Here is a 22,513-nt window from a genome sequence, read left to right on the forward strand (position 1 = left end):
GGCAAGGGGTGTCGCCATCGACACGAATAGCTCCAACGCGAAATGCGCCGGAAAATTTCCGGAGGGCCTGACTCGCTGTTCAGGCGCCGGGCGGGCGCAGGCCCGGGTGACGATCATAGATCGAGATTGAGGCCGATGTCGCGGCCTCGTCGTGCTCATCCGTCTCCGCGGGGCTCTGAGCCGATCGGGCCGATCCCGCAGACCGGGCAGAGCCGGCTGATCGGGCAGATTCTGCTGACCGGGCAGAGCCGGCGGAGGAAGCGGAGGAGGCGGAGCTGGGGAAGAAGTTCTTCTGCTTGGCACGCTTCTCGCTGGCTGCGTCGGCCCGTATCGGAAGCGGACCGGTGCTGGGAGACTCGTCGACGGCGGGGGCCTCGCCGGTGTCGAACTCGGAGTCGTCCAGGTAGGCCGGGATCTCCTCGGTCGGAGGGTCCTCGTCGGCCGGACGGCCGTGCCGCGGCTGGACCGGCGCGACCTTGTCGGTGGGGTGGTCCTCGTCCTCCGGGGAGGCTGCGGATGCGGCAGAGGTGTCGGCGTCGGTGATGACCGCGGGCTCGCCGTCGTCGTCGGGCTCGCCGAAGCCGGCGACGGTCGCTGCGGACCCGGCCCGGACCACCGGCTGGGAGTCCTGCCGGTCAGCGGCCGCGGGCTCCTCACCCTCCATCGGAGTGGCGGAGATCTCCCGGCCGCCGTAGGCCTCGATGTCGGAGGCCAGCTTCTCCAGGAGCTCGCGGGCCTCGGCGACCATGTCCTCGTTCTCCTCGGCCTTGCCGCGGACCAGCCACTGGGCCAGGGAGAACTCGGCGGCGAGGGCGGCGCGCTGCAGGATGTGCTCGTCGGCCTCCGCGTCCGCCTCGGCGCGGTGCTTGCGGTAGGCCTGCGTGACAGAGTCGGCGAAGCTCTGCCGAGGCGATGAGATCAGCCAGGCGAGATCCCCCGCCGGGTCTCCCAGGTGCAGGTCGGTCCATCCCGTGACCGCCACCACCCGCTCACCCTCGACGAGCAGATTGTCCTCGTGCAGGTCACCGTGCACCACGGTGGGGGTGAACTCCCAGAGCCCCTTGTCCTCCATGGCGTGCTCCCAGCGGCGCAGCAGCTGGGCCGGCACCTCCCCGGTGGCCGCGGCGTTGTCCAGCTCGTTGAGCCGGCGCTGCCGCAGCCGCTCCGCGGAGTAGCGGGGCAGCTCCGCGTGGTCCACCACCGCCTCGGTGAGGCTGTGCACGGCGGCGACCGTGCGGCCTACGTCATCGATCAGCCCCTCCGGGGCGTCGACCAGCTCATCGAGCGGCTGGGCACTGCCGGGCAGGTGGTTGTAGACGAACACGCGCATCTCGTCCACCCGTGCGGCTCCGGCCACGCTCGGCACGCGGAAGGGAAGCTCCGCGCGGATCGAGGTGGAGAAGCCGCGCAGCACCTGAACCTCGGTCTCCAGGCGCATGGCGGCCTGGGGGTGCTGGGGCGCACGGACCCGCCACCGGTTCTCGGCGGTGTCGACGACGACGGCGGAGGCGAAGTCGCGCGCGTCGTCAGCGGCCGCGGCGACCCCGGTGGGGGAGAGCCCCGGCACTGCGCGTGTGGCCAGCGCCGCCAGTTCCATCGATGTCCATTGCACGGTGCAAGCCTAGGAGCGCGGCGTCGTCGTGCACTGCTGAAACGCCGGGTGCGGCACGGGTGAACGCTCTGATCAGACGCCTGTGGACAGTTTCAGCGGGCGTCTGGGCGGGCGGATACCGTAGAGCCCATGGAATCCTCAGCCGCTGCGGGCCCAGAGGCGGTGCTCCACGGGCTCGACGACGAGCAGCGCGCCGCCGCCTCCACGCTCACCGGGCCGCTGTGCATCCTCGCCGGAGCCGGCACGGGCAAGACGCGCGCCATCACACACCGGATCGCCTACGGGGTGCGTGCCGGGGTGTATGACCCGCACCGGGTGCTCGCCGTGACGTTCACCGCCCGAGCCGCCGCGGAGATGCGCTCGAGGCTGGCCAGCCTGGGCGCCCCCGGGGTCCAGGCGCGGACGTTCCACGCGGCCGCGCTGCGCCAGCTGCAGTACTTCTGGCCGATGTCGGTGGGCGGGCAGATGCCCCAGCTGCTGAGCCACAAGGTCCGGCTGATCGCGGAGGCAGCCAAGCGCCTCCGGCTCACCAGCGACCGCGCCTCCCTGAGGGACTTCGCCTCGGAGATCGAATGGGCGAAGGTCTCCACGATCACCCCGGAGGACTATGCGGCGGCCGCCGCGGGCAGGGACCAGCCGGCCGGCCTGGACCACGCCAGCTTCGCGAGGCTCTACGCCGCCTACGAGGAGCTGAAGGACGACCAGCACGTCATCGACTTCGAGGACGTGCTGCTGCTGACCGCCGGGATGCTCACCGAGGACGAGCGGGTGGCAGCCCAGGTCCGCCAGCAGTACCGCCACTTCGTGGTCGACGAGTTCCAGGACGTCTCCCCGCTGCAGCAGCGGCTGCTGGACCTCTGGCTCGGCGGACGCGAGGAGATCTGCGTGGTGGGAGATGCCGCCCAGACCATCTACTCCTTCACCGGTGCCAGCCCCCGGTACCTGCTGGAGTTCCGGCGCCGCCACCCCCAGGCCGAGGTGGTCAGGCTGGTCAGGGACTACCGCTCCACGCCCCAGGTGGTGATGCTCGCCAACACCCTGCTGGCCGACCGCAGCGCTGAGCAGCCCCGGCTGCAGCGCCGCGCTGACTGGAAGCGCTCGGCGGGGGAGCAGGCCGAGGATCCCCCGGACTGGCCCGAGCCGCTGCAGCTGATCTCCCAGCGGGACAGCGGGCCCGCCCCGCAGCTCACCCAGCACGCCGACGACGACGCCGAGGCCGCCTGGATCGCCTCAGAGATCCGTCGGATCTCCGAGGACGGCACTCCGCTCAGCGAGATCGCCGTCCTCTACCGCACCAACGGCCAGTCCCAGACCTTCGAGCAGGCGCTCGCCGCCGCCGGGATCTCCTATCAGCTCCGCGGCTCCGAACGGTTCTTCTCCCGCCGCGAGGTACGTGAGGCCCTCGCCGCTCTGCGGACCAGCTCCCTGGTGGATTCGGACGAGACGGTCCCCGAGGCGGTCCGCGCGGTCCTCTCCTCCCTCGGCTGGTCGGAGAAGGCTCCCGCCTCGACGGGCGCGGTGCGGGAGCGCTGGGAGTCCCTGGCCGCGCTCGTCGCGCTCGCCGACAGCCTCGCCGCCGAGCGGGATGGATGCACGATGCGTGAGCTCCTCGCTGAGCTGGAGGAGCGCTCCGCGGCCCAGCACGCCCCCACGGTTGAGGGGGTGACGCTGGCCTCGCTGCACTCGGCGAAGGGCCTGGAGTGGGACGCGGTGTTTCTGGCGGGGCTGTGCGAGGGCCTGATGCCGATCAGCTTCGCCCAGTCGCAGGCGGAGGTGGATGAGGAGCGGCGCCTGCTCTATGTGGGGATCACCCGTGCCCGGAAGCATCTTTCGCTGAGCTCGGCGTCGGCCCGGCACTCGGGCGGCCGCGGCCGCCGGAAGCCGTCCCGGTTCCTTGAGCCGCTGCGTGCCGAGCTGGGCCTGGAGCCGACCGTCCGGAAGATCGCCCCCGGCTCCGGGAAGCCGAGCCCGAACGCGGCGTCGCAGAAGAGGACCGCCACCTGCGCCACCTGCGGGATCGCGCTGACGGTTGCCACCCAGGTGCGTCGTCGTCGCTGCGAGGACTGCCCGCCCCGGTATGAGCCGGAGCTGTTCGAGGCGCTGCGCGAATGGCGGCGGGAGACCGCCGCGGAGATCGGAAAGCCCGCGTTCATGATCTTCGCCGACGCCGAGCTGGAGATCATCGCCGAGCACAGGCCCGCCCCGGAGGACGATGAGCTGCTGAAGCTCCCCGGCGTCGGCCCCAAGAAGCTGGAGGCCCACGGCGACGGGCTGAAGGCCGTGCTCAGGTCCTCAGGTTCTCCTCAGCCCAGCTGACTCCGGCGAGGAACGCATCGGCCTCGGCGGTGCGCGGGTATCTGTCCACCAGCTTTTTGAAGGCGGCCCCGTGGTCGGGCTCGAGCAGGTGGGCGAGCTCGTGGACGAGGACGGCGTCCACTACCCAGCCGGGCATGTGCTTCAGCCGGGCCGAGAGGCGGACAGTGCCGGTGGTGGAGGTGGTGGAGCCCCATCGGCGCAGCTGCTGGGAGGACCAGGTGACCGAGGTCGGCTGCGGAATCCCGTCGAGATACTTCGCGGAGAGAGCGCTGGCGCGTTCGGCGAGGGCGCCGTCCCCGGCGGCGGCCGCTGAGCCTTTGGAGGCCATGCGTCTGCGGAAGGCGCGGGCGTGCTTGTCGAGCTCGCGGCGGCTGGTCCGGGCGGGCACACGCAGCCGCAGGAGGCCGCCGACCTGGTCTCCGGAGACGGTGCGGGTGCGGCGGGCGGAGCGGATGACGATCACTTCGTGGCCGTCCACGGTGATCCGCTCCTCGCGCTGCGTCTCATTCTGCCTCTGCCGCCCAGCCATAGGGGCCCACTCTAAGGCCTGTGGATAGCGGGAGCAGGGGTCATGGGGCTGCGGCAAGAATGGCGGAATGAGCCGATACGCAGCCCCGCAGACCTTCGCCCGCCGCCAGCTTGCCACGGTGCTGATCGACGGGCTGTGCCCTGTCGGGCTCGGTGTGTCTGAGCATCTGGCGCGCCAGGGGGTCGGCACGGTGCTGGTGCGCGACGCCGCGCTGGTCTCTGCGGAGGAGGCGGACGAGGGGCTGGGGTGCTCGGGGTTTCGGGCGCACGAGGTGGGGCGGAGCCGGGAGGACGCGGCTGCGGGGAGGCTGGGGGCCCAGTGCGCGGGTGCGGAGGTCATGGCGGCCCCGGAGGAGTTCGGCACGGCGGGGGTGGACCTGCAGGTCAGTGTGGGGAAGCCTGGGGCGGTGATGTCTCGTCTGGGCGCGGCGGGGCTGGAGCACCCGAGCCTGCCGGTGCAGTGGGGTGCGGAGGCTTGGAGCGTCGGTCCGCTGCTGGGGCCGGACGCGGGGGCCTGCCCTGAGTGCCTTCTTCCCGCACCGTCGGTCGGGGGCTTCCCGTCGTGCCGGGAGGCTGAGCACGACGCTCACCCGGTGCGAGCCGCTTGGAGGGCTCCGGCGGCTGCGTCGCTGGTGGGGGCCTTGGCAGCCCAGCAGGTCCTTACGCTCATCGACGGGGAGCACCCCGCTGCCGCTGAGGGGCGGATTCTGTCCGGGAGTCTGGCCTCGGGTGAGCTGGCCACCGCCCCGGTCAGCGTCGTCGAGGGGTGCGACTGCCTCTTCGCCCGCGTGTGAGCCGGAAATCGCCATCACTTATCCCTTGGGCGAACTGGGCGGCGTATCCCCAGGTGCGGGGGCTACGCTGGGGACAGATGTCAGCGCGCCCATATCGATGCCTCAAGGAGCGTGACGCGTGAGCGACAACAGCCAGAACCCGGGCCAGGGTGACAACCAGGATCCTGAGGAGATGCTCCGGCGCCTCTTCGGGGAGGCCTTCCCCGAGGGGGAGAAGGGGGAGCAGAGCGAGGACGATGACGCCGGCTCCGAGGAGAAGAAGGACGACCGCGGCCCCAGCATGGGCTTCACCGGAACCCCCGGCGCGGGCCAGTCCGGGAGCCAGGGCGGCCAGCAGAACCCGTTCGCCGGCTTCGACCCCTCGAAGCTGGGGGGGCTGGGCGGCGGCAGTCCGTTCGGCATGGATCCGAACAACCCGATGATGCAGCAGCTCATGGGGCAGGTCCAGGCCATGTTTTCCGCGATGCAGAATGATGATTCTGCCGGGCCGGTGAACTGGGAGGTTGCCGAGTCCGCGGCGCTCTCCGCCGCTGCTGAGGATGATCCCTCGGTCACTCCTGCCGATCAGCACCAGATCGACTCGGCGCTGCGCTTGGCAGACATGTGGCTGAACGAGGCCACCACTTTTGAGGCGCTGGGCCAGATCGGCCAGGGCTGGACCCGTCGGCAGTGGATCGAGCAGACCTCGGAGTCGTGGCAGCGGCTGAGCCAGCCGGTGGCCGAGTCCACGGTGGAGGCGCTGAGCAGCGTGATGCGCGAGCAGCTCGAGGAGAACGGCGGCCCTCAGCTGCCGGAGGAGCTGAAGGGCATGATTCCGCCCGAGGCGATGGGGCAGATGATGGGCATGATGGAGCGTATGACCGGCATGTCGGTCGCCGGGCAGATGGGCCAGGCGATCGGCAAGCTGTCCGCAGAGGTGCTCTCCGGCTCGGATGTGGGGCTGCCCCTGGCCGGCACCAGCGCGGTGCTGCTCCCGGCGAACGTCCGGGAGTTCAGCAAGGGTCTGGATGTGGAGGATGAGGAGATCATGCTCTACCTGGCGCTGCGTGAGGCCGCCCGGATTCGCCTGTTCGCTCATTCCCCGTGGCTGACGGATGACCTCTTCAACGCGGTGGTGCAGTTTGCCGCGGACCTGCGGGTGGACATGTCCCGCCTGGAGGAGATCGCCCAGGGGATCGACCCGCAGAACCCCGAGACGATGGAGATCGATCTCGGCGTGGATCTCTTCGCCGAGCACACCGACATGCAGAAGGCGGCCCTGCGTCGGATCGAGACGACGGTCGCCCTCGTGGAGGGCTGGGTGGACGACGTCGTCGCCCAGGCCGGCGCCCACCTGCCCTCTGCGGAGCGGCTGCGGGAGACGATGAACCGGCGCCGCGCCACCGGCGGTCCCGCGGAGGAGGCCTTCGCCGCTTTGGTGGGCCTGGAGCTGCGGCCTCGTCGTCTGCGGGACGCGGCAGCGCTGTGGGCGCACCTGCGGGAGACCGGCGGGATCGAGGCGCGTGATGAGGTCTGGTCCCATCCGGACGTGCAGCCGGAGGAGGCTGACCTGGATGATCCTGCCGGCTTCCACGCCCGCCGTGCAGAGCGCGAGCAGGCCAGCGCCAGCATGGACGACGAGCTGAAGAAGCTCCTCGACGGCGAGTTCGGGGACGACGACGATGGGGAGAAGCGCTAGTTGGGGCTTCGGCGGACCGTTCAGTTCGCTGGCGGATCGGTAGCCCTGGTGGGCGGCGTGGTCGCTCTGGCCCTTCCGGCCCCGTACATCAGCGAGTCCCCCGGACCCATCTTCAACACCACCGCTGACGTGCAGCATGATGAGAACGGCGAGGAGACCGAGCCGATCATCGAGGTCGACGGGGCGGAGACCTACCCGACCGAGGGCACGCTCGCGCTGACCACGGTCTACGTCAACGGTGCGCCGACCTCCACCCTGTTCGTGCCTGATGCGGTGCGCGGCTGGTTCAGCCCCACCGTGGACCTGACCCCGCACGAGCTCGTCTACCCCTCCGGCACCACGGCGGAGGAGGTGCGGGAGCGCAACACTGCTGCGATGACCTCATCCCAGGATCTCGCGTTCGCCGCAGCGCTGGACCAGCAGGGCATCGAGTTCGGCGTGGAGCTTTTCGTAGAGGGGTTCACCCCTGAGGCTGAGGAGGCCGGGGTGGGGGAGCAGCTGCAGCCCGGGGACCGGGTCCTCGCCGCTGACGGCGAGCAGATCACCGGAATCGAGGGGCTGCGGAGCGCCGTCAATGAAGCTGCCGGGGAGCCCGTGCGGCTGACCGTGCTCCGCGGGGACGAGGAGATCGGCATCGATGTCCCCACCTACCAGGAGGCCGACGGCGACTATTACATGGGAACCCTGATGGGCACTGACTTCGACTTCCCGGTGGAGGGGGAGCTTCGGCTCTCGGAGAACGTGGGCGGGCCCTCAGCGGGGCTGATGTTCGCGCTGGGAATCATCGACACCATGAGCGAGGACTCCCTGACCGGCGGGGAGAGCTGGGCCGGCACCGGGACCGTGGACCCGGACGGCACGGTGGGCCCCATCGGAGGAATTCCGCAGAAGATCGTGGGGGCCCGGGATGCGGGTGCTGAGCACTTTTTGGCCCCACGCGAGAACTGTGATGAGCTGAACGGCAGGCTCGTCAGCGGCCTCGACGTCTACGGCGTCGAGACTGTGGATGAGGCTGTAGAGGTGCTTGAAGCAGTCCGTGACGACGACCAGGACTTTTTGAGACAATCAGAACCTTGCGGACGCTAGACGACGTCGTCGGCGTGCGCAGATCACTCCCCTTGACACAGCAGAAGAGACAGAGGACGAGACACGCGTGAGCTCCAACCCGGGATTCGGTTCCCAGAACCCCTTCGGCGGGGGCATCTTCGGCAACTCCGGCTTCGGCGGCTCCGGCCGCGGCAATGACGACGAGGGCGGCTCCAACGGCGGCGGCCGCGCCTCCTCCGGGGAGTCCGGCGGGTTCCGCCGGCCATCCGCCCTGATTCTGACCATCATCATCATCGTGGCCCTGCTGGCTGCGTTCGTGTTCCTCGCGGGCGTCTACGCCGATGTGATGTGGTTCAGCCAGCTCGGCTACCAGGAGGTGTTCTGGACTGAGCGGATCGCCCGGGTGGCGGTGTTCGCCGCCGCGTTCCTGGTGATGGGCCTGATGGTGTGGCTCTCCCTGTTCCTGGCGTTCAAGTTCCGGCCCGAGGGCGTTCGCCAGGGCAATGATTCGGTGGCCCAGTACCAGCGGTCGCTGACCTCGATGCGCCGCCTGCTGATGTTCGGCCTGCCCGCTCTGATGGGTGTGTTCGCCGGCACCGCCGCCCAGGCGAACTGGGACGGGGTGCTGCTGTTCTTCAACCAGGAGCCGTTCGGCGAGACGGACCCGCAGTTCGGCCTGGACTATGGCTTCTACGTCTTCACCCTGCCGTTCCTGAACTTCATCGTCGGGTTCCTGATCTCTGCACTGCTGGTCGCCGGCATCGCCGGCATCCTCTGCCATTACCTGTTCGGATCCATCCGCATCGAGCAGTCCGGCAAGTTCATCGTGGAGAAGGCTGCCCGCTGGCACGTGGCGGCCATCGCCGCACTGTTCCTGCTGCTCCAGGGCGCCAACTGGTTCCTGGGCCGCTACGCCACCCTGCAGGACCAGAGCGGCAACTGGGCCGGCGCGATGTACACCGATGTCAACGCTGTCATCCCCGCCCAGACCATCCTCGCGGTGGCCGCGGTGCTGGTGGCGCTGATCTTCATCGTCACCGCCATCACTGCCCGCTGGCGCCTCTCCTTGGTGGGTGCGGCGATGCTGGTGATCACCGCGATCGTCGGCACCGGGGTCTACCCGTTCCTGGTCCAGGAGTACCAGGTCGGCCCGACTGAGCAGACCCTGGAGTCCGAGTACATCGAGCGGAACATGGAGCTGACCCGCTACGCCTACGGGCTGGATGATATGGAGCAGCAGGACTACCAGGCCACCCCGGAGGCCGAGCAGGGCGCGCTTGCCGGTGACGAGGCCAACATCGAGAACATTCGTCTGCTGGACCCGAACCTGGTCTCGGCCGCATACCGGCAGTTCCAGCAGTTCCGTCCGTACTACCAGTTCCCGGACACACTGAGCTTCGACCGCTATGACATCGACGGCGAGACGCACGACACCGTGGTCGCCGCCCGTGAGGTCAATGCCCCCACGGAGGGCTCCTGGGTCAATCAGCACCTCATCTATACCCACGGCTACGGCCTGGTCGCCGCCAGCGCCAACACCGTCACCGATGAGGGTCGTCCCGAGTTCACTCTGCAGGGCATTCCCACCACCGGCGAGCTGGCCTCGGACGATGACTACGAGCCCCGCATCTACTTCGGCGAGAACTCCCCGGAGTACTCGGTCGTGGGCGCCCCGGAGGATGCGGCCCCGATGGAGCTGGACCGTCCGGCCGCGCAGATCGTGGAGGACGAGGACGGCGAGGCTGTCGAGGGTGAGGGCGACGACGGCCAGGACACCCAGTACACCTTCAGCGGCGACGGCGGCCCCTCAGTGGGCAACTACTTCTCCCGCCTGGTGTACGCCCTGGAGTTCGGGTCCCCGGAGATCTTCCTCTCCGGCGACATGAACGAGGAGTCCCAGATCCTCTACAACCGGCATCCGCGTGAGCGCGTGCAGGAGGTCGCCCCTTACCTGGAGGTGGACCAGAACATCTACCCGGCCATCGTCGACGGCGGGGTGAAGTGGATCATCGAGGGGTACACCACCTCCGACAGCTTCCCGTACTCCGCCCAGCAGCAGCTGGAGTCCGCCACCCAGGACGCCATGACGGAGGGGCCGGCGCTGACCGGGCAGGTCAACTACATCCGCAACTCGGTGAAGGCCACCGTGGACGCCTATGACGGATCGGTGGAGCTCTACGCCTGGGATGACGAGGACCCGATCCTGGAGGCCTGGCAGAACGTGTTCCCCTCCAGCCTGCAGTCCTACGAGGAGATGTCCGCGGACCTGCTGGACCACGTCCGCTACCCGGAGGACATGTTCCGGGTGCAGCGCCAGCTGCTCACCGAGTACCACGTGGACAGCCCGGGCACCTTCTACGAGGGCAACGACGCCTGGTCCATCCCCTCGGACCCGACCTCGGGCGACGACGCAGTGTCCCAGCCCCCGTACTACATGACCCTGCAGATGCCGGAGCAGGAGGACCCCAGCTTCCAGCTGACCTCCACGTTCATCCCCGCCACTGAGGCGGACGGCCAGCAGCGCAACGTCCTCTACGGCTTCCTGGCCGCCTCCGGCGACGCCGGCACCGGCGAGGACGGGGTCAAGAATGAGGACTACGGGCAGATGAGGCTCCTGGAGCTCCCGCGTGACACCGCGATCCCGGGCCCTGGGCAGACGCAGGCGAACTTCGACTCGCACTCCACGGTCGCCTCCCAGCTGAACGTGCTGGAGCTGGGCGGCTCTGAGGTTCTGCGAGGCAACATGATCTCCATGCCTGCCGGCGACGGAATCCTCAACGTGCAGCCCGTCTACGTGCAGGCGACGGGAACCGGTGCTGCCTACCCTGCGCTGCGCATGGTCCTGGTGGCCTTCGGCGAGGAGGTCGGCTACGGCGACACCCTCCAGGAGGCCCTGGACATGATCTTCGACGGCGACGCCGGCGTGGAGGCAGCCGAGGGCGCCGGTGTTGACGCCGAGGCCGTCGATGACGACCTCGAGGGTGTGGACCCGGACGCCGTTGAGGATGAGGAAGCCACCGTTCCTGATGAGGACGACGACGAGGAGCCGGCTGAGGACGAGGAGACTGCGGAGCCCGAGGCGATCGACGGCGACACTGCAGAGCTCCTCGAGGAGGCCGGCCAGCTCATGAACGAGTCGCAGGAGGCTATGGCAGACGGCGACTGGGCCGCCTACGGCGAAGCCCAGGCCGAGCTCGAGCAGCTCATCGAGCAGCTGCTCGAGCTCCAGGAGCAGGAGGGCTGAGCACCCGGATTTTGACTCCAGTTCACCCCCGTGTAAGATAGAAAAGTCCCGGAAACGGGAAGCCCAACGCGGGGTGGAGCAGTTCGGTAGCTCGCCGGGCTCATAACCCGGAGGTCGCAAGTTCAAATCTTGCCCCCGCAACTGTAAAGGGCCGCTGACTAGGAGTTTTCTTAGATCAGCGGCCCTTTCCCTTTGCCCATTGTCCCTGAACCTTGCTCAGACCAGGGTTCTAGGTTTTCAGGTCCGAGGGGTTCTTCTTCTGTGCTTTTCTGGTCGAGGATTCAGCGGCCTGCTGCTGTTAGTGCTGCTCGGACCCAGGGATCGTGTGGGTGCTCTGTGAGACTGTTGAGCAGCAATCCACAGCGGTTCGGGCGTGATGCTCTGTGATTCCGCGGTGGTGGCGCAGAAGAACGTGCTCAACAAGCGCTGCTGGTCCTTAAGGGACGAGCTCCGCAGGGAGATCGTCTACTAGATCGAGAGGACCTATCACCGGCGGCGTCGACAACGGCGTCTAGGTAAGCTGACACCGATTCTCGATCTGGATGCTAGTCCCAGCCGCGTTCGTCGCTATCGGCTTATGGGTGGCCTTGAACCGCAAGAAGCTGAGGAAGATAAATCTCCGGCACGAGAGCATGTTGGGCGATTCTCGTTGGCCGCGTCGGTCGGATCATGATCCGACAGGTATATATAACGCTTTGGGCGGGGCTGGGATAGCGCTGGTTTGTAGTCTGGTGATCATCGCCATGGGGTTCGGTTGGATGGACGTGTAGGAAGCCGTGTGCGCACGTTCTCTTTGGCCGGCGCGGTAAGGTCCATGCATGGGTGAACCGATATGGATTCTGTGGGTAGCAGGGTTAGGGGCGCTTGTAGCGGGTCCGTTGCTTTGGAAATACCGGGATAATGCGGTGATTCTGATCCGGAACTCACCCCCCATGTACGAAGATCCCCCGGCGCTCCTCCGGACGGCTCGTTTCTGATGCTTCCCGCCATCTTCGCGCCACCTATGGGGGCTGCTTTCCCTGGTCTTCGCCGCTGACCGCACCTTCGGGTGGGGAATCACCTGGCATTGATCCAGCCTGACCACATCACCGATCCTGCTCCCGGTCGGCGCGGTCGAGGAAGCTTGTGAGGTCCTTGACACATGTATTACTTTCATTGGCGAGGGCCGTGCGGATTGATCGTGCCGTGACAGAGTCGTAGCTGCTCTTGCGCGCATAATATTTAGGACGGGCTTCAGTCCTCCAAGGTCGCTGCTCACTGATGCGCTGTGGTGATGGTTAATCCACCGCGAAGTTTGGGAAGCCCTCCTCGTTGCGCTGACCGCCGAAGCTCTCCTGCAGGCCGTCCAGCAGCTCGCCATCTATAGACATCACATGCCAGTTTTCTCCGCGAAGATGCTCGATCGCTCCCTGTTCTTCCAACCCGCTCACCAATGGGTCATTTTCGCTGGTTTCGGTGTCGGCATCAGAGTCCGCATCCCACACCATGAGTGAGTGACCCTCTGCGCACATGACCTGGTCACCCACTTCATCCGTGCCACTCTGTAGCGTCGTACCTTCCATGACGCTACATTCGAGACCTTCAGATTCCATAGAAGACATGAGGTCATCGACACCGTCGAACGTTGTATCAGCAGTATCTTCACCACAGGAGGTCGCTACTAACAGAACCGGCATCAGGGGAAACACCATGATGACAATCTTTGAAGACTTTGTATCCATACATACTCCTTTTCACAGGGAACTTCTCCAGGGACAGTGTGCCGAGGGTATCCGGCAGTTGAGGCTTTCTACTCCGCTATCGCAAACAGCTGCGCCGGTTCGATCTGCAAGGCTTCACAGATCACCGTCAAGGTGGTGAAGCGGATGGCTTTTGCCCGGTTGTTCTTGAGCGTCGAGAGGTTTGCCATCGTGATGCCCGTGCGCTTTGAGAGTTCAGTGAGGGTCATACCTCGCTGGATAAGTGCTTCATCGAGGCGGAAGACAATGCGATGCGGGGGGACAGCGTCGCTGGACTCAGATGACGCCATCGACATCTCGTTCCAATTGGGCTCCGGCGCGGAACGCGGCGGTGAGGGCCAGTGCAACCAGACCAGCGATGATCACCGGTATAGGCCAGTGCGGCACATCGATTCCGACTGCCATATAGTCTCCACCGAGGAAAGCATCGCGTTCCTCAGGGTCTAGCCCGCGGTCCATCCCCAGTAAGCCCAGATTCCAGTTCAGGTAGAGGAACGCTGCTGAATTGATCAGTCCGGTGAGCAACCCACCAGCGAGGAGCACTCCGGTCAGCGCACGCCACCTGCTGACCACCTGCGTGCTAAACGCCTCCCGCGCCGCCACCCTGCTCAGCACCCGCAACAGTAACCATGCCGCGACCACCACGGTGAGCGCCTCAAGGAAAAGCGGAACGATGTTCAAGAGCCTGAGGACCAAGTCAGAATCTTCCACGGTGCCCGTTGCGCCTTCACGCAGCTCAGCCTGTAAGAGAATGGGCAGACGGTCCAAGGGCAAGCCAGGCAGCGGTTCAGTGCCCAGATTTATCGGAGGCCGACCCAGCGAGAGAGCCACACCCCGACTGATATTCCCTGCTATTCCGAAAAGCGCCGCCAGAACGATAGCGGCACGGATGACCCAGGCTCCCATCCGTCGCGCCCCCGTGGTTCTGATCTCTGTTTCCTGACTCATACCGACCCCTTATCGAATATCAATATATCGATAATCGATGTTATAGGCAGGAATGACTGCTGTCCAGCTTTAGCCTCGGTCCGCCGACGCGGTTGTGATTTGGTGGTGGGGCCTGCCGTCCAGGGTGCGGGGCTATCGGACAGTGAGAGGGGTCCCAGTTTCTTGTACCGCTCGTGTTCTACTCCGGAGGTCCGCAGCCCAACCTTGATCCTCGTCCTGATGCCCGAAGCTGGGCAGGCACTTATGGGTGGGAAACTGGTGGTGGTGCTCTAGAGGGAGCTGACGTCTTGGGCCCATTTCCATGCGCGGGCACGAAACGAGCCGGGCCCGCGCGGCCGAAGTCCAAGCGTGGCTGTCGTGGAAGACAAGGCCGTGGTGGGCGGGACTCAATTGCAGGTTTGACTGTTCGCGTTTTTCTGTCTGTCCGGAAGATGGGCGAGGAGTTCAAGTGCTACCCATAAAAACCAGCTTTGCTGATGTTTCTAATCTCACGGACCACGTCGTCAAAGGACCCTTTGCCGTTCCTGGACCTTTCTAGGGCTCGCTCTAGAGAGGAACCATGAATCAACTCTTCGCGGTCCCTCATGCGCACATCTTCTGTAGAGAATTCCTCCGCGATCTTGGCGAGTTTCCGCAGCTTTTCGCGGCCTTCGGGGCTCCTCGTGTCGTATGTCCCGTGCCAGACGAACGAAACCGAGAGCCGATTTTGAACCGCCCTGGGTTTGATGGAGACTCCGGCTATAGGGATTCCACCAGCTCGTTGGCTCTGGTGTTGTCATCGTAGAACAGGGCCTCGAACTCAGCTGGCGGCCTGTCACCGAGGTACCCATGGAGCCGCTCAGTGTTGTGCCAGTGGACCCACCCCAGAGTCGCCAGCTCCACATCCTCGACCGTCTTCCATGGACCGCGCTGCGCGCGCACCGGCCCTCGGATGAGCTCAGCCTTGTAGTAGCCGTTGACGGTCTCAGCCAGAGCATTGACGCTCCTATATCTGTCAAATAGCTACTTGGGCTACCTCTGCGGTCCCGGGGCGGGCCTTGATGAGGTGGTAGACCTCACGGATGACGTAGCGTTTCAGGCAACGGATGATGTCGCGTTTGGACTTGCCTTCAGCGATGCGGCGGGCCACATAGGCCTTGGTGGGCTCGTGGTGCTGCATCCGGACGATCACGGTCCGATAGATCGCGGAGTTCAGCTGTCGGTGGCCTCCGTGATTGATCCTGTGCTTACCGCTGGTCATCCCTGATCCGGTGGGCACTGGGCTGATACCAGCCAGTTTCGCGAAGGCAGCCTCGGAACGGATTCGTTCCGGGTTGTCTCCAGCGACGATGAGGATCTCGGCGGCGGTGTCGATGCCGATACCGAAACGCTCCAGCAGCTCTGGGCACTGAGCCGTGACCAGCTGGGCGATCATCTCTGCGACTTCTTTAACCTCGGAGTCCATTACCAGCCACCGCTTGGCCAGGGTGCGCAGGCAGTGCCGCAGAGCATCTTCCGGGGTGGATAGGCTCCGGGGACGCAGTGCAGCCAGGTGTCGGGCAAGTTTGATCCGTGTCATCCGGTTGGTGGTGGCCCGCAGTTCGTCGTCGCCGTGGACGAGCATGCCTTTGAGGATCACCATAGCTGCTGAGCGGTCACGCACCGCGGTGTCGTGGACGACCTTCAGTTGCCGGATTATCTCCACGGCGCCATCAGCGGTCTTCGGGGTCGCTGTGGCCAGCCCTGAGAGTGCCGCTCGTGCGGCATTCTCAGCGTCGAGGGTGTCGGATTTGCCGTTCATCCGGCGCATCCGCCGATCTGGCCTTCCGGCTTCGATCACCTTGTGCCCGTTCCGGCGCAGGAATGAAGTCAGGGTGGCCCCGTAAGAGCCGGTGCCTTCGATGCCGAAGACCAGGACCTTCCCGAAGGATTCTGCCCAGGTCAACAGCTGCTTGAAACCGCCGGTGTCGGTGCTGATCGTCAACGTGGCCAGGATTCCGGCGACGGAATCCATGACCGCGGCGACGTGGATGTGTTTGTGGGTATCGACGCCGATAACGACGTATCCCGATCTGATCTCTGGCGCTGTGGCCATAGTCCCTGCGCTCCTTGCCGGCGTAGTGTGAACGTTGCACACTGTCGTCGGCCAGGTGGACAGGACTGTCACGAGGACGCTTCGTTGACTTGCTTGGCTCCAGGCTCCTATTAGGTCACTCCTGGTCGGCGGCAGCGTGTTCTTGCCTGCCCGGCCGGAAGCTCGACAGTACAACGCCAAGGCACCATCAGGGTCCAGTCATAAGCAAGGGTCAGAGCACTCCGGTCGGGACTACCCGATTCTTGCGGAACCCGGTAGAAACAGACTGACAGTCGTAGCTATCCCCAACAGTGCCGATCGAAGCAGTGGCCCCGATTTCGGCCAGTCTCTCGCCGTAGCGAATGGATGTGAATTGGCCGTATTCAACTGATCCTCGCAACACCTACTTGAAAGAGGTGTTCGATGGGGATCGGGGCGAAGCAGAAACGCGTTCGTGAGTATCGGGGTCAGATCGTTTCACCAGGGCGACCGACTGTGGCATGGCGAGAAGATCGAGTGCGGTTCTGGGAAGGCATCGATGATGAAGCAGACATAGGCCACACCGGCCCAGGTCGGCACGTAGGTCAGATCGGTGACCCAGAGCCGATTCGGCGCGATCGCGGTGAACTCGCGGTTGACCAGATCCGGATGCCGTGGGGCTTCAGGGTCAGGTGTGGTGGTGCGGATCTTCTTGCGCCGAAGAACACCTTCGAGGCCAGTGTGGCGCATCAGTCGCGCCGTCTGATCTCTACCGATCTGCAGGCCGGCCCGGTTCGCGGTTTTCCAGAGTTTCCTGGCTCCATAGACTCCGTAGTTCTGGGCATGGAGTTTCACCAGCTGCGGGATCAGCTCAGAATCTCTCACGCTCCGAGCTGAGGGGGCGCGGTGTTTCGCGGCGTAGTAGGTGCTCGGAGCCACCTGCAGCATCGTGCAGATGGGCTCGACTCCGAGTCGACGGCCTTCAACAACGTCGTCCTTGTTAGCTTCGATGAAGGCGACTATCTCGGTGACTGGCGGTCGAGTTCCGCCCCGAAGAAAGTCGCGGCCCGTTTCAGAATCTCGTTGGCGCGCCGCAGTTCTCGGTTCTCTTGTTCCAGGGCTTTCTCCCGCGCGGACTGCTCGGTGCTCTGGCCCGGAGCGCGGCCCTCATCGATGTCAGCTCGGCGGACCCAGGACCGGACTGACTCGGGGCCGTAGCCCAGCTGGGTCGCAACCCTCTTCACGGTGCCGCGGTCGGTGCCCAGCTCCTTGCGCAGCTGGCGGACCATCCGCACCGCCGCGGCCTTCTCCTGCTCGGAGTATCGGCGCGTGGTCGCATTGCCCGGGTTGACCTCTCTTGGCATGTCTCCATCATCCTTTCCAAACGATGGAGTCTCCAAGAAACCCAGGGCGGTTCACCGCCCGGTTGCTGGATCTGGTGCCTGGGCGCACCGGCACTGTCTACGCTGACTGGCTCAACCAACGCGGCAAGGACTTCCGCGACGGTATCCAGGTCGCCCCGCTGGACCCTTTCGCCGGGTACAAGAACGCCATCGATTCCAAGCTCGATGAGGCCACCGCCGTGTTGGATGCCTTCCACGTGGTCAAACTCGGCACCCAGGCCGTGGATGAGGTCCGCCGTAGGGTTCAGCAAGAGACCCTGGGCCACCGGGGACGTAAGGGTGACCCGCTCTACCGGATCCGGCGGCTGCTGCAGACAGGCATCGAGAACCTCACCGAGGCCCAGTGCCGGAAGATCGAGGAGGTGATCACCGCTGACCCCCGGCATGAGGAATTCTTCCTGGCCTTCCAATGCGCCCAAGAACTCCGGGTTGCCTACCAGCACAAGGACCTACGCGCCGGACGGCGGATCGCGGTCAAGGTGCTGGAGTCTTTCCGGTCCTGCCCGGTCCCGGAGATCGCCAGGCTCAGGCGGACCCTCAGGCGGTGGCGGACCGAGTTCCTGGGCTACTTCACCACCGGACGGGCCAACAACGGCGGGACTGAGGCCATCAACGGGCTCATCGAACTGGCCCGCCGCATCGCCCGAGGCTTCCGCAACAGACACAACTACCGGCTACGTATGCTGCTGATCGGCGGAGGCCTCGACGGGCACATCCCCACCTGAAATCCGAAGAGCCCCTTTTCCTGCGTCCTGACGGGCTCAGCGCACTACTTCGCGCAGCGAGGCGTCAAGGCGGCGAGTCCACCCCAAGGAGTCAAGATGCTCCAGCAGAGGAACAGCCACTCGCCGGGTGGTGCCCAGCGCCTGCCGTGCGGCACTCATGGTGAAGGGCTGCTCCAGTGCGGCCAGCTCTCGCATCGCTCGGGCCGGTGAGCTGGGCAGCAGGACCACGCCGTCAGCGAGCCGCAGCAGTCGTGCGTGACGTTCGGCCGCGGCCAGCTCCCGTTCGCCCAGCCCCAGCTCAGACAGCCTCTGCGCCTCCGGCGCGCGGAACGGGTACTCGTTCAGTTCGCGCTCCAGGAGAGCCGTCGACTTCTCCGCCGGGCCCAGGGTGCGCCGCCCAGACCCGGTCGTGATGCGGCCTGCCGCCTGGTGGAGCCCGGCCTCAAGGATCAGCGGTGTCAGCAATGCGCTGTCCGGCAGTGCGAGAAGATCGACCGCAGCACCTTTGGAGAGCCCCGCGGACAGAGCGTCCCGCTGGGTGTGATTCTCCACAGCGTCCCGCAGCTGCTGCCCCCACCGGGTGACCTGCTCTGCGTCCAGGAGCCAGTCGTCGATCCGCCGCACCTGAGGGGGCAGCGCATCGGGCACCTGGATGCCCATGCGGCGCAGCGAGTCGGCGGTGACGGCTGTCCGCCGGAGAACCTCGTCCCGGAGGTCTCCTGCGGCGGGCATGCTTGCCAGCCTTGTGGCGCGCCGTCGACCGTCCCCGCGGCGGCTCAGCGAAGGCGGGACGACGTCGAGCACCTGTGCACCCGCCAGGACTGTGCGGCTGCCGGAGGTCCGCAGAAGCAGACGGTCTCCGATCTGCGCCGGAACCGGCCGGGTGAGCGTGAGACGGGCGTGGTGGTCGTCGAACCGGCGGCATCTGGCGGCCACGGCGGCGGTGCCTATATGGACGGTGACGCTCTGCGGCGCGTTGGAGAAGTCCTCTCCCGTGGTGTGCCGAACGTCGATCGTGCGGGTGAGGTGCCAGTCCCCGGGACTGAGCAGAACATCGCCGCGCCCGATCTGCTCGGCGACTGTCCCGCGCAGGTTGATTGCGGCCCGGTGGGCGGCCTCCAGGATCTCCACGTCAGCACCCTGTGCCTGAAGTCCTCGGATCACCACCGTCTCGTCGACCTGCTCGCCGAACAGGTGCAGCCGCTGTTCACGGTGGAGCCGCCCCGCAGCGAGCGTGCCGGTGACCACGGTGCCGGCACCGCGGAGACTGAACGCCCGGTCGACCCACGTCCGTACCGGAGCATCGACCTGGGGTCGTGGAGCTGCGGCGAGCACCGAGTCGAGGGTCCTGCGCAGCTGATCCATGCCGGCGCCCGTGGCGGCGGAGACCGCTGCAGCAGGTGCGGCGCCCAGGCCGGTGCGGGAAAGCTCGTGACGCGCCTGCTCCAGGACCTCGGGAACCTGGTCGCTGGCACGATCCGTGCGGGTGATGACGATCAGCCCCGTCTCGATGCCCAGGGCAGCAATCGCGTCCCTGTGGTCGCTGGACTGGGGCTGCCATCCTTCATCGGCGGCGACGACGAAGCAGACCATGGGCGCTGGGCCGAGGCCGGAGAGCATGTTCCCCAGGAAGCGCTCATGCCCAGGGACGTCCACGAAGGAGACGACCCGCCCCGAGGGCAGTGCGGTGGCGGCGAAGCCCAGGTCGATCGTCAGTCCGCGGCGATGCTCTTCATCCCAACGGTCCGGCTCGGTGCCGGTCAGTGCTCGGACCAGTGTGGACTTGCCATGATCGACATGACCGGCGGTGGCCATGACAAACATCGTCAGCCGACCCCTCGGGTGGGGGGAGGGAGGTCTTCCAGGGCCGTGCGGACGGCCTGCAGGACGGTCTCGTCCTCGCTCTCCGGCACGCAGCGCAGATCCAGCAGACACCATGCGCCGTGGGTGCGGGTGACAACAGGCGGCTCGCCGCTTCTGAGGAGCGCGGCGGCCGGCTCGGGAAGCTGGACCGCCGAGCCGGGCAGCGGCACTCCAGGTCCCCCTCCGCCGCCTGCACGACCGTCATGAGGAACCACCTCGGCTCCCAGCGAGTCAGCCATGCGCTGGGTGCGCTGGCGCAGCTTCTCGCCGTCCGGGCTCAGTGCCGTGCTCACCGGGGTCTCGCCGCCGTTCAGCGTCGCCTCCAGTCCGGCAAGGGTGAGCTTGTCGGTGCGCATCGCTCGGGCCAGCGGGTGTGCGGAGAGCTGTGAGATGACAGCCGAGGTGCCCAGCAGCAAGCCTGCCTGGGGCCCTCCCAGCAGCTTGTCCCCACTGGCGATGACCAAGTCCGCCCCATCGCTCAGGGTGGTGGCGAGATCAGGCTCATCAGGCAGCGCCGCCTCCGGCGCGAGGAGACCGCTGCCGATGTCTGCCACCAGGGGCAGCTGGTGCTGCCGGCTCAAGGCGGCCAGCTCTGCGACTGTCGCGGAGGACGTGAACCCGCTGATGCGGTAGTTGCTGGGGTGGACTTTCAGCACGCAGGCCGGGGTGCCTTCGGGTATCTGAGCCAGGGCGGCGGCATAGTCGGAGCGGTGGGTGCGGTTGGTGGTGCCGACTTCGAGCAGCTGGGCGCCTGTGGATTCGATGAGTTCCGGCAAGCGGAAGCCGGCACCAATCTCGACCAGCTCTCCGCGGCTGATGACGATCGTGCCGGTGCCCACAAGCGCGGCGGCCGCAAGAGCCAGTGCGGCGGCACCGTTGTTGACGACCAGCGCATCCTCGGCCGGTGGGCAGGCGGCGAGCAGGGCGCGGCGGGCTGATGCCCCGCGCCGGGAGCGGCGGCCCGTCTCAAGATTCATCTCCACATCGACGTATCCGGCCGCGTCGGCGACGGCGCTGCGGGCCGCGGGGGAGAGGGGCGCGCGACCGAGATTCGTGTGGACGACCACGCCGGTGGCGTTGATGACAGGCCGCATGGACGATGGTCGGTAGGCATCCAGCTGGGCGAGCACTTCCCCCTCTACACGGTCCGGGGGCAGCTCACCGTGGCGGGCGCGCTCCTGAGCCTGGTGGATCAGCTGTTCGATCACATGGCGGCTGAGGGTGTTCGAGGCCCTGCGCACGCGAGGGTGGGACAGCAGGGTGTCAGTCCCCGGAATGAGGCGGCGAGGATCGTCTTCGACCACGTCTGGTCTCCCTCCGACCGGTGGTGGCGTCGCCGCGGAGCGTTCTCGGCAAGGCGGCGCCTGTGCGCGTGTGGCGGAGGCGGACGGGAATCGAACCCGCCAGACCGAGATGCTCGGTCTCAACGGTTTTGAAGACCGCGGAGCCCACCAGGACTCATACGCCTCCTCCCTCAAAGTACCACGGAGGCTCCCGGCCGCAGGCCCCTGAGAAGGGGAGATGCAGCCTGAGGGTGACCTTCTCCTCCTGCGCTCCTATACTCGGCCCCATGCCCGCTCATGCTGCTGCACCGCGACTGACGACCTACGCTCACGGCGGAGGATGTGCGTGCAAGATCCCGCCGGGCGAGCTGGAGGAGGTGCTGGGCGGCCTGCCGTCTCCGCAGCACGACGAGGTCCTCGTGGGCCTGAACAACGGCGACGACGCCGCAGCGGTTCGCCTCGACGGCCGCACCGCCGTTCTCTCCACCGCTGACTTCTTCACCCCGGTGGTCGATGACGCCTATGACTGGGGCCGGATCGCCGCGGCCAACGCGCTCTCCGACATCTACGCGATGGGCGGCACGCCGATGGTGGCCATCAACCTGGTCGGATGGCCCCGGGAGACTCTGCCGATGGAGCTGCTGGCTGAGGTGCTGCGCGGCGGTCTGGCGGTCGCCGAACAGGCAGGGTGCCCCCTGATCGGCGGCCACACGGTGGACGATCCGGAGCCGAAGTACGGCTTGTCTGTGACAGGCACCGCGCCGATCCAGGATCTGCTGCGCAACGACGCAGCCGAGCCGGGTCTGCCCCTGACGCTGACCAAGCCGATCGGCCTGGGGCTGCTCAACAACCGCCACAAGACCACCGGCGAGGTCTTCGCCGAAGCAGTTGAGACAATGGTCACGCTGAACCGCGACGCCGCTCAGGCTGCTGTCGCAGCGGGCGCGCGAGCGGCCACCGACGTGACGGGCTTCGGGCTGCTGGGCCACCTGTACAAAATGTGCCGAGGATCCGGCGTCGGCGCCCGTCTCGAAGCCGCAGCGGTCCCGCTGATCGATGGAGCAGCCGAGGCGCTGCGTGAGGGGTATGTCTCCGGGGGCACCCGGCGGAACCTCGACTGGGTGCGTGAGCATCTCAGCGCCGGCGGCGGCATCGGTGAGGAAGAGCTGCTGACGCTGGCAGACGCTCAGACATCCGGCGGTCTGCTGGTGGTCGGGGAAGTGCCCGGCTACCCGGTCATCGGGCACACCACGCCGGCTCCGGAGACCGGGGGCCCGGTCCTCGAGATCCGCTGAGCCTGA

The 22,513-nt window shown here is 66.7% G+C and carries 14 protein-coding genes, 2 tRNA genes and 4 pseudogenes; 9 read left to right on the forward strand and 11 right to left on the reverse strand.

Annotated features, from left to right (window positions below):
• Positions 1-79: 79 nt before the first annotated feature.
• Positions 80-1,612: a phosphotransferase gene (locus FWJ47_RS12240; protein ID WP_246126167.1), complete on the reverse strand. Its 1,533-nt coding sequence runs from the start codon at positions 1,610-1,612 to the stop codon at positions 80-82.
• A gap of 129 nt (positions 1,613-1,741) precedes the next feature.
• On the opposite strand from FWJ47_RS12240, the gene FWJ47_RS04895 reads away from it, so the two are divergent.
• Entirely contained in the window at positions 1,742-3,928 is a 2,187-nt protein-coding gene (locus tag FWJ47_RS04895) for an ATP-dependent DNA helicase UvrD2 (RefSeq protein WP_147104903.1), read from the forward strand.
• Here FWJ47_RS04895 and FWJ47_RS04900 read toward each other — a convergent pair.
• Complete coding sequence (locus FWJ47_RS04900; protein WP_147104906.1) at positions 3,897-4,457, reverse strand: M48 metallopeptidase family protein; 561 nt, start codon at positions 4,455-4,457, stop codon at positions 3,897-3,899. The two genes, FWJ47_RS04895 and FWJ47_RS04900, sit on opposite strands and share 32 nt — an antisense overlap.
• Before the next feature lie 67 nt (positions 4,458-4,524).
• Here FWJ47_RS04900 and FWJ47_RS04905 point away from each other — a divergent pair, with 67 nt between their 5' ends.
• The 6 genes and pseudogenes from FWJ47_RS04905 to FWJ47_RS12420 all read left to right on the forward strand — a co-directional run.
• Entirely contained in the window at positions 4,525-5,250 is a 726-nt protein-coding gene (locus FWJ47_RS04905) for a hypothetical protein (protein WP_147104909.1), read from the forward strand.
• Between the two features lie 118 nt (positions 5,251-5,368).
• Positions 5,369-6,928: a zinc-dependent metalloprotease gene (locus tag FWJ47_RS04910; RefSeq protein WP_246126168.1), complete on the forward strand. Its 1,560-nt coding sequence runs from the start codon at positions 5,369-5,371 to the stop codon at positions 6,926-6,928.
• The gene (locus FWJ47_RS04915) at positions 6,929-8,014 is read left to right on the forward strand and encodes a YlbL family protein (protein ID WP_147104912.1); all 1,086 of its coding nucleotides are present in this window, start codon (positions 6,929-6,931) and stop codon (positions 8,012-8,014) included.
• 67 nt (positions 8,015-8,081) lie between these two features.
• Positions 8,082-11,219 (forward strand): UPF0182 family membrane protein, encoded by a 3,138-nt coding sequence (locus FWJ47_RS04920; protein ID WP_147104914.1) that lies wholly within the window; start codon positions 8,082-8,084, stop codon positions 11,217-11,219.
• Between the two features lie 67 nt (positions 11,220-11,286).
• Positions 11,287-11,360 (forward strand) — tRNA-Met (locus tag FWJ47_RS04925).
• 262 nt (positions 11,361-11,622) lie between these two features.
• A pseudogene (locus FWJ47_RS12420) lies at positions 11,623-11,751 on the forward strand (IS3 family transposase); the annotation flags it as partial.
• Between the two features lie 745 nt (positions 11,752-12,496).
• On the opposite strand, the gene FWJ47_RS04930 reads toward FWJ47_RS12420, so the two are convergent.
• From FWJ47_RS04930 to FWJ47_RS04955, 6 genes and pseudogenes are all read right to left on the reverse strand, one after another.
• Positions 12,497-12,940 carry a hypothetical protein gene (locus FWJ47_RS04930; RefSeq protein WP_147104917.1) on the reverse strand — a complete coding sequence of 148 codons (444 nt, stop codon included), beginning with the start codon at positions 12,938-12,940 and terminating at the stop codon, positions 12,497-12,499.
• Between the two features lie 68 nt (positions 12,941-13,008).
• Entirely contained in the window at positions 13,009-13,254 is a 246-nt protein-coding gene (locus FWJ47_RS04935; protein ID WP_342779649.1) for a helix-turn-helix domain-containing protein, read from the reverse strand.
• Positions 13,235-13,906, reverse strand: coding sequence for a DUF2975 domain-containing protein (locus tag FWJ47_RS04940; protein ID WP_147104923.1), 672 nt, complete (start codon positions 13,904-13,906; stop codon positions 13,235-13,237). Before FWJ47_RS04940 ends, FWJ47_RS04935 begins: the two co-directional genes overlap by 20 nt.
• 738 nt (positions 13,907-14,644) lie before the next feature.
• Positions 14,645-14,884, reverse strand: a pseudogene (locus FWJ47_RS04945) (integrase core domain-containing protein); the annotation flags it as partial.
• A gap of 16 nt (positions 14,885-14,900) precedes the next feature.
• The gene (locus FWJ47_RS04950) at positions 14,901-15,980 is read right to left on the reverse strand and encodes an IS110 family RNA-guided transposase (RefSeq protein WP_147104926.1); all 1,080 of its coding nucleotides are present in this window, start codon (positions 15,978-15,980) and stop codon (positions 14,901-14,903) included.
• A gap of 503 nt (positions 15,981-16,483) precedes the next feature.
• Positions 16,484-17,302: pseudogene (locus tag FWJ47_RS04955) on the reverse strand (IS3 family transposase); the annotation flags it as partial.
• 44 nt (positions 17,303-17,346) lie between these two features.
• On the opposite strand from FWJ47_RS04955, the pseudogene FWJ47_RS04960 reads away from it, so the two are divergent.
• A pseudogene (locus tag FWJ47_RS04960) lies at positions 17,347-18,066 on the forward strand (ISL3 family transposase); the annotation flags it as partial.
• Positions 18,067-18,102: 36 nt separating this feature from the next.
• Here FWJ47_RS04960 and selB read toward each other — a convergent pair.
• From selB to FWJ47_RS04975, 3 genes are all read right to left on the reverse strand, one after another.
• Positions 18,103-19,881: a selenocysteine-specific translation elongation factor gene (gene selB, locus FWJ47_RS04965; protein WP_342779650.1), complete on the reverse strand. Its 1,779-nt coding sequence runs from the start codon at positions 19,879-19,881 to the stop codon at positions 18,103-18,105.
• Positions 19,882-19,892: 11 nt separating this feature from the next.
• The gene (gene selA / locus FWJ47_RS04970; RefSeq protein WP_147104932.1) at positions 19,893-21,233 is read right to left on the reverse strand and encodes an L-seryl-tRNA(Sec) selenium transferase; all 1,341 of its coding nucleotides are present in this window, start codon (positions 21,231-21,233) and stop codon (positions 19,893-19,895) included.
• Between the two features lie 71 nt (positions 21,234-21,304).
• A tRNA-Sec gene (locus FWJ47_RS04975) sits at positions 21,305-21,399 on the reverse strand.
• A 100-nt stretch (positions 21,400-21,499) separates the two neighbouring features.
• On the opposite strand from FWJ47_RS04975, the gene selD reads away from it, so the two are divergent.
• Positions 21,500-22,507, forward strand: coding sequence for a selenide, water dikinase SelD (selD, locus tag FWJ47_RS04980; RefSeq protein ID WP_147104935.1), 1,008 nt, complete (start codon positions 21,500-21,502; stop codon positions 22,505-22,507).
• The last annotated feature ends 6 nt before the right edge of the window (positions 22,508-22,513 follow it).

Origin of the sequence: Nesterenkonia populi, assembly GCF_007994735.1 — a bacterium.
GTDB lineage: Bacteria > Actinomycetota > Actinomycetes > Actinomycetales > Micrococcaceae > Nesterenkonia > Nesterenkonia populi.

Bases quoted from the DNA above. Each gene is read 5' to 3' on its own strand.
- FWJ47_RS04895 (WP_147104903.1), top strand. From the start codon at position 1,742: ATGGAATCCTCAGCCGCTGCGGGCCCAGAGGCGGTGCTCCACGGGCTC.
- FWJ47_RS04900 (WP_147104906.1), bottom strand. From the start codon at position 4,457: ATGGCTGGGCGGCAGAGGCAGAATGAGACGCAGCGCGAGGAGCGGATC.
- FWJ47_RS04905 (WP_147104909.1), top strand. From the start codon at position 4,525: ATGAGCCGATACGCAGCCCCGCAGACCTTCGCCCGCCGCCAGCTTGCC.
- FWJ47_RS04930 (WP_147104917.1), bottom strand. From the start codon at position 12,940: ATGGATACAAAGTCTTCAAAGATTGTCATCATGGTGTTTCCCCTGATG.
- FWJ47_RS04935 (WP_342779649.1), bottom strand. From the start codon at position 13,254: ATGTCGATGGCGTCATCTGAGTCCAGCGACGCTGTCCCCCCGCATCGC.
- FWJ47_RS04940 (WP_147104923.1), bottom strand. From the start codon at position 13,906: ATGAGTCAGGAAACAGAGATCAGAACCACGGGGGCGCGACGGATGGGA.
- FWJ47_RS04950 (WP_147104926.1), bottom strand. From the start codon at position 15,980: ATGGCCACAGCGCCAGAGATCAGATCGGGATACGTCGTTATCGGCGTC.
- selB (WP_342779650.1), bottom strand. From the start codon at position 19,881: ATGGCCACCGCCGGTCATGTCGATCATGGCAAGTCCACACTGGTCCGA.
- selD (WP_147104935.1), top strand. From the start codon at position 21,500: ATGCCCGCTCATGCTGCTGCACCGCGACTGACGACCTACGCTCACGGC.